At 63.2% G+C, this 5,971-nt stretch carries 4 protein-coding genes and 1 pseudogene; 4 read left to right on the top strand and 1 reads right to left on the bottom strand.

Annotated elements, in window-relative coordinates; translation table 11 throughout:
• The first annotated feature begins 865 nt into the window (after window positions 1–865).
• From FN835_RS20780 to FN835_RS20765, 4 genes are read left to right on the top strand one after another with little or no spacing between them, the layout of a single operon-like run.
• Window positions 866–1,597 carry a gluconate 2-dehydrogenase subunit 3 family protein gene (locus tag FN835_RS20780; protein ID WP_142665143.1) on the top strand — a complete coding sequence of 244 codons (732 nt, stop codon included), beginning with the start codon at window positions 866–868 and terminating at the stop codon, window positions 1,595–1,597.
• 33 nt (window positions 1,598–1,630) lie between these two features.
• Window positions 1,631–3,403 (top strand): GMC family oxidoreductase, encoded by a 1,773-nt coding sequence (locus FN835_RS20775; protein ID WP_142665142.1) that lies wholly within the window; start codon window positions 1,631–1,633, stop codon window positions 3,401–3,403.
• 3 nt (window positions 3,404–3,406) lie between these two features.
• Window positions 3,407–4,726 carry a cytochrome c gene (locus FN835_RS20770; protein WP_142665141.1) on the top strand — a complete coding sequence of 440 codons (1,320 nt, stop codon included), beginning with the start codon at window positions 3,407–3,409 and terminating at the stop codon, window positions 4,724–4,726.
• A 37-nt stretch (window positions 4,727–4,763) separates the two neighbouring features.
• Window positions 4,764–5,774 carry a LacI family DNA-binding transcriptional regulator gene (locus FN835_RS20765; protein WP_185958791.1) on the top strand — a complete coding sequence of 337 codons (1,011 nt, stop codon included), beginning with the start codon at window positions 4,764–4,766 and terminating at the stop codon, window positions 5,772–5,774.
• Window positions 5,775–5,803: 29 nt separating this feature from the next.
• Here FN835_RS20765 and FN835_RS21730 read toward each other — a convergent pair.
• Window positions 5,804–5,971: pseudogene (locus tag FN835_RS21730) on the bottom strand (aldehyde dehydrogenase (NADP(+))); the annotation flags it as partial.

Here is a 5,971-nt window from a genome sequence, read left to right as displayed (position 1 = left end):
GTGTCGCGCATCTTCGGATGTCATCGCGGCTCCAACCGTTTCCCCTTGTCACAATGCGGCGGGGACGGGATCAACGCAAGGTGGCCGGACGGGTAGAAACGCCCCGCGACCGCATCCGTTGGACGCGCCGCCGCAGCCGCGCGTCCAACCGCTTTCAGCGCGGGCGGTGCTCGCCCAGATCCGGGGTGGCTTTGCTTACGAGGATGATGGCAATCCATGATGCCCAAAGGTAATTTCAGCAACGATTTCTAGCGTGCTGTGTTGGCGCAGATCACGGAACGGAGTTATTCGGCCCAAGGGGATGTCCGAGCGGCTCGGCGTCAGCACACATTCTCTGTATGCTTGGAAACGCAAGTTCGCGGCGACAGTGTTGGGCGACAGAGTGAAGGATGCCGAGATCGCCGGCTGAAGCCCGAGCTGCCGCACCTTTCCGGTGCCTTAATTCGCTCCCCAACTCGCTGCAAATGCTTTGGAAGCCACGAAGCTGCCCGACTGCGGCGAGAAAGGCAGAGGGCCGCAAATCGAGCTGCTGCCGGCAGCGACCGTGGCCAAGGTATTCTGAATACCCGCCTTTCGTCGCGGTTACGGCGCGCGGCGGGCTTAATCTTTGCTAAAAATATGTCGGAATGAAAGGTTCTGACTGGCATCGCGTCTTTTCAGCCTGCGGTGACTTGTCGCGGTCTGCGCCCGGAAATATGACCCGCCCTATAGATTCTGCATTGCGGCAAGACGTTGCCCCGGCGCAGGACAGATCATCATCACGCCGGTTCTGCAGAGCTGACGCCCGCCCCAATGCGCGCGGCGATAAGCGGCTTTCACCTTTGCGAAGGGTTCGAGCTGGGCCGGTCCAGACAAAGGAATTGGCATGAAACGCAGGGAAGCGCTGTTTTCCTTGGTCGGTATCGCGACCGCGGGTGCGACGATCGGCCGAAGCGCCGGGGCCGTGACGCTGGAAGGCTATCCGACCGACATGGCGGTGGACAAAGCCTTTCTGCCCGCCTCGGTCGTGCCGGGCGGCGGGATGCGGGTGCTGACGAACGACACCCAGCGCCGCACCGTGGCCGCCGTCTTCGACCGGCTGATTCCGCAAGATGAACTTGGCCCCTCGGCCAGTCAGGCGGGATGCGTCGAATTTCTGGACGCTCAGCTTGCCGGTCCCTTTGGCGAAGGCGCGGCACTGTATCGCGAGACGCCCAAGATGGCGGGCGAAGACGCGCTGATGCAGACCCCGCAATTCATCGCCACCCCGCGCGAGCGGTATGAGACCGGCCTTGCCGCGCTGGACGCCTATGCGCAGCGCATCGACGGCGCGGCATTCGCCGATCTGCAACCCAACCGTCAGGACGAAATCCTGCGCGGGATGGAAGACGGTTCGGTCAAGCTGGCGGACGACGTGAACACCAAGGCGTTTTTCGAACTGATGCTGCAAAACGTCCGCGAAGGTTATTTTGCGGACCCGATCTATGGCGGCAACAGGGACATGGCGGGCTGGAAGCTGATCGGCTTTCCCGGCGCGCGCTATGATTACCGGCTTTATGCCGACCGCACCGGCGAAAAGCTGGACCTTGAACCCGTCAGCCTGATCCCCCGCGACTGACCGCCCAAACCTCAGGACAATAGGTAGCAAGATATGGCAACCAAACAAAAGGCGGATGTCGTCGTCGTCGGTCTGGGCTGGGCAGGCTCGCTGATGGCCGAGGAGCTGACCCGCGCCGGACTGAACGTCATCGCGATCGACCGCGGCCCGTGGATGGATACATCGACCCATACCCCTCCGGCGGTGGACCCCGATGAACTGCGCTGGGGCATCCGCAAGGAATTGCTGGCAAAGCCCAAGGACAACACGCTGACCTTCCGCAATACCGTGGATCAGGTCGCGGCGCCGCAGCGCGATTACGGCATCTTTGAACTGGGCGGCGGCGTCGGCGGCGCGGGCTTTCACTGGGCGGGGATGGCATGGCGCTTTTCCCCGTGGGATTTCGAGATCCGCTCCAAGACCATCGAACGTTACGGCCTTGCCAAGGCCGAGGACGGAGAGATGCAATTGCAGGACTGGGGCGTCACCTATGACGAGATGGAGCCCTATTACGACCGTTTCGAACGGATCGCGGGTATTTCCGGCAAGGCGGGCAATATCAACGGCCAGATCGACCCGGTTGGCAACATCTTCGAAGGCCACAGGTCGCGCGAATACCCGACCCCGCCGCTGAAGACCCTGCGCTCGATGGAGGTGTTCAACGAGGCCACGTCCCGCATGGGCCTGCACCCCTTCACCATCCCCGCAGCGAACCTGTCGCAACCGTGGGTAAACCCGCTGGGCGTCAGCATGGGGGCCTGCACCTACTGCGGGTTCTGTCTGGCCTATGGCTGCGGCAACTATTCCAAATCCTCGCCGCAAGCCTGCGTGTTCCCGGTGCTGATGCGCCGCCCGAATTTCAAGGTCATCACGGAAAGCTGCGTCATCAAGGTCAACAAGGCCCAGGACGGCAAGACCGTGACCGGCGTCACCTATGTCGACAATCAGGGCCGCGAACATGTGCAGGATGCCGACATCGTCTGCGTCACCGCGTTTCAGGTCGATAACGTCCGCCTGATGCTGAATTCGCAGATCGGCCAGCCCTATGACCCCCGCACGCAGCAGGGCACCGTGGGCCGGAACTTCAGCTTCCAGACCATTTCCGGCGTGGACATGTGGATCGACGGCGAAACCATGAACCCGTTCATCGGTGCGGGCGCGCATGGCAGCCAGATCGACGATTACAACGGCGACAACTTCGACCACTCGGATCTGGATTTCATCGGCGGCGCGGGGATGCTGACGCTGGCCCGCGACGGTGCGCCCATCTCGAAGGCCGGCAAACTGCCCGAGGGCAGCCCGCGCTGGGGTTCCGGCTTCAAACAGGCCTACAAGGACAATTACCAGACCTTTACCACCATCTTCAACCAAGGCTGTTCGATGCCGGTCAAGGGTGGGTATCTGGACCTTGATCCGACCTATCGCGACAAGTTCGGCCAGCCGCTGCTGCGCCTGACCTATGATTACGCGCAAAGCGACCGCAACATGGCCAAGTTCACCATGGATCGCGCGGTCGAGATCGCGCAGGAAATGGGCGCGCAGAATATCACGACGTTCAACTTTGCCGACAAGCCTTTCACCACGGCGGTCATCGCGTCCGACCACGTGATCGGCGGCGCGGTGATGGGGGCGGACCCGACCACCTCGGTCGTGAACCCCTATCTGCAAAGCTGGGATTGCCATAACCTGTTCGTCGTGGGCGCATCTGCCTTCCCGATGAATGCGGGCTACAACCCGACGGCGACGGTCGGCGCGCTGGCGATCCGCGCGGCGCAGGCCATTCACCAAACCTATGTCAACAATCCCGGCCCGCTGGTGGAGGCCTGAGCCATGTCCATGAAGCAAATTCTGACCGGCGTGGCCGGACTGGCTGTCATCGCCGCTGTCGGCGCAGGCGCGCTGCTGTGGCAAAAGCATTCGACCACACGCAATGGCGTGGCCGATGACAGCGTGGCGCTGGCCGATTTCCAATCGACCGATGCCGAAGCGATCAAGCGCGGCGAATATGTCATGCGCTCGGCCGACTGTGCCGCCTGCCACACCCGCGAAAGCGGCGACTTTGCCGGCGGCTATGAAATCGCCACGCCCTTTGGCACGCTGATTTCCTCAAACATCTCGCCCGACCGCGAGACGGGGATCGGGGCCATGACCCAGCGCGATTTCTTTGACGCCGTGCGCAATGGGCAGGGGTCCAAGGGGCTGCTGTATCCGGCGATGCCTTATACCGCCTATGCCAAGATCAGCGATCAGGACATGCAGGATTTGTGGGCCTATATGTCCACGGTCAAGCCGGTCAGCCATGCCATCGACGAAAATGCGGGCATGGGCTTTCCCTATAACCAGCGTCTGGCGATGGCGGGCTGGAACATGCTGTTCTTTGACAATTCCGGCTTTGAGGCCCATGCCTCGGCCGATCCGGTGGTGGAACGCGGGCGCTATCTGGTCGAAGGTGCGGGCCATTGTTCTGCCTGTCACACGCCGCGCAACGGCCTTGGGGCGGAAATCGGCGCGCAATACCTGCAAGGCGCGCGGATCGGCAGCTGGTTTGCCCCGGAAATCACCGGCAATGCCCATGTCGGCCTTGGCGAAAGCAGCATCGAGGAAGTCGCGACCTATCTGCGCAGCGGCACGGATGGCAAGGCGATGGCATCGGGCCCGATGGCCGAGGCGGTGGAGCATTCGCTGCAATACATGACGCAGGACGACGCGCGGGCCATGGCGACCTATCTGAAGTCCTTGCCCGGATCAGAGCTGACGGCACCCCAGCCGATTCCGGCGACCGATCCCGCGATGACGCGCGGCGCCCTGGCCTATGAGGTGAATTGCTCGGCCTGTCATGGCGTCGCGGGCGAAGGCATGGGGCTGCTTGCTCCGGCATTCGCGGGCAACCATGCGGTCTTGTCGGATAACGTGACCAACCTTGCGCATGTCATGCTGAAGGGCGCGCGGGCCGCGTCAAGCCATGATGCGCCGACCGGTGGCGGGATGCCGTCTTTCGACTGGAAGATGAACGACCGCCAAATCGCGGATGTGCTGGACTATATCCGCAACAGCTGGGGCAACAGCGCCCATCCTGTCAACGAAGGCGACATCACCGCCTTGCGCACCAGCCTTGACGCGCGGGAAAAACTGCCGACCCTAGCCCCGTAAGCTTTGCGGGGCGCATGGAATGGTCAAGAGACCAACGATGCAAGAGGTTGCGGCGGCGGCTGGCGTCAGCCTGTCCACCGTGGACCGCATCCTGAACCGTCGCGCCGCAGTCAAGCGCGCGACGGTCGATCAGGTGCTGTCTGCGGCGCAGCGGCTTGGCTATCACGGGGTAAGGTCGATCCATGACCGACTGACCGAAAATGCGCCGCGCGCCACGCTGGGCTTTGTTCTGAACAGCCGTGACCGGGGGCTTTACGCGGAACTGGGCCATATGCTGGCGGATCGCACGCGCGCCTCGACGCTGCTGCGCGCGCAAGAGGCCGTCCGGCACATGGAAGGCATATCCTCGGCCCATGTGGTGCGCGCGATCGAGGAACTGGCGGAGACCTGCGATGCCATCGCCGTCGTCGCCGTTGACACCCCCGAGGTGAACGCCGCCGTCGATCGGCTTGCCGCGCGGGGCATTCCCGTCATCACCATGCTCAGCGATCTGTCCACGCCCCGTCGCACCGCGTTCGTCGGCGCGGATGGCATCAAGATCGGCAGGGGTGCGGGATGGATGATCGACCGGCTGGCCCCTTCGACCGGCACGGTGGGATTGCTGCTGGGGTCAAGCGATTACATGGCCCATCGCGCCTATCGCGACGGCTTTCGCGCCTATCTGCACGAACGCGGCTCGCAGCTGGTCGTCCGCGAGATCGGTGAAACCGACGAAAGCGATTTCATCGCCTATGGCCTGACTGAACATGCGCTGGAACATGAACCCGATCTGGTGGCGATCCTTGTTGCCGGGGGCGGACTGGGCGGCGCGGCGACGGCCTTGCGCACGGCGCAGCGCAAGGATCTTGTGCTGATCGGGACCGAACTTAGCCGCGAAGCGGGCATGGCCTTGTCGGATAATCTGCTGGATGTGGTCCTTAGCCATCCCGGCCCCGATGTCGTCGAACGCACCGTCGCGCTGATGGAGCGTATCCTGACGCTGGGCCCGCAAGATCTGCCGCGCAACCATGATGTGCCCGTCGATATTCGGACCAGCGAAACCCTGTAGCCCCCCGCCTGGGCGGGGGGCGGATTTGTTTAACGCATATCCTCGTCCATGAGGCCCTGCGGGAAGTTCTGATAGCTGACGGGTCGCAGGAAGCGGCGGATCGACATGGTGCCGACCGAGGTCGCGCCGAAATTGGTCGAGGCGGGGTATGGGCCGCCATGGACCATCGCGTCGCTGACCTCGACGCCGGTCGGGAA

It is taken from the genome of Paracoccus laeviglucosivorans (genome assembly GCF_900182695.1).
In the GTDB taxonomy this organism is placed as follows: domain Bacteria; phylum Pseudomonadota; class Alphaproteobacteria; order Rhodobacterales; family Rhodobacteraceae; genus Paracoccus; species Paracoccus laeviglucosivorans.
The sequence above is the reverse complement of the archived record's forward strand: the minus strand, read 5'-3'. Positions and strand labels throughout refer to the sequence as shown.

Coding starts and splice junctions, on each gene's coding strand:
- FN835_RS20780 (WP_142665143.1), top strand. CDS start 866: ATGAAACGCAGGGAAGCGCTGTTTTCCTTGGTCGGTATCGCGACCGCG.
- FN835_RS20775 (WP_142665142.1), top strand. CDS start 1,631: ATGGCAACCAAACAAAAGGCGGATGTCGTCGTCGTCGGTCTGGGCTGG.
- FN835_RS20770 (WP_142665141.1), top strand. CDS start 3,407: ATGTCCATGAAGCAAATTCTGACCGGCGTGGCCGGACTGGCTGTCATC.
- FN835_RS20765 (WP_185958791.1), top strand. CDS start 4,764: ATGCAAGAGGTTGCGGCGGCGGCTGGCGTCAGCCTGTCCACCGTGGAC.